The organism is Pandoraea nosoerga, assembly GCF_902459585.1.
GTDB lineage: Bacteria > Pseudomonadota > Gammaproteobacteria > Burkholderiales > Burkholderiaceae > Pandoraea > Pandoraea nosoerga.
Window position 1 is genome coordinate 1 of record NZ_CABPSC010000040.1, and the last position, 628, is coordinate 628.

General features: G+C 68.2%; 1 protein-coding gene. It reads right to left on the bottom strand.

What is annotated here, in order from left to right; genetic code table 11:
• Nucleotides 1-46 precede the first annotated feature (46 nt).
• Nucleotides 47-628 (bottom strand): electron transfer flavoprotein subunit alpha/FixB family protein (locus PNO31109_RS21810; protein ID WP_206111965.1); only part of this gene is annotated, 582 nt, incomplete at its 5' end.

The window sequence follows — 628 nt, forward strand, 5'->3', positions numbered from 1 at the left end:
GGCGCAATGTGGCGCAATGTGGCGCAACACCGCGCCTGCCGAACGCTTACAGCGCGCTCGTCAGCTCCGGCACCACGGTAAACAGATCGCCCACCAGACCGTAGTCCGCCACCGAGAAGATCGGCGCTTCCGGATCCTTGTTGATCGCCACGATCACCTTCGAATCCTTCATCCCCGCCAGGTGCTGAATCGCCCCCGAAATCCCCACCGCGATGTACAACTGCGGCGCCACGATCTTGCCCGTCTGGCCCACCTGATAGTCGTTCGGCACGTAGCCCGCATCGACCGCCGCGCGCGAGGCCCCCAACGCCGCACCAAGCTTGTCCGCCAGCGGCTCGAGCACCTTCGTATAGTTCTCGCCGCTACCCAGACCGCGACCGCCCGAGACGATGATCTTCGCGCTCGTGAGCTCCGGACGGTCCAGCTTCGTCACCTCCCGCCCCACGAACTGCGACACCCCCGCGTCGGGCGTGGCCGCCACCGTCTCCACCGCCGCGCTGCCGCCCGTGGCCGCCGCCGCGTCGAAGCCCGTCGCCCGCACCGTGATCACCTTCACCGGGTCCGCGCTTTGCACCGTCGCGATGGCGTTGCCCGCGTAGATCGGTCGCTCGAACGTGTCCGCGCTCTC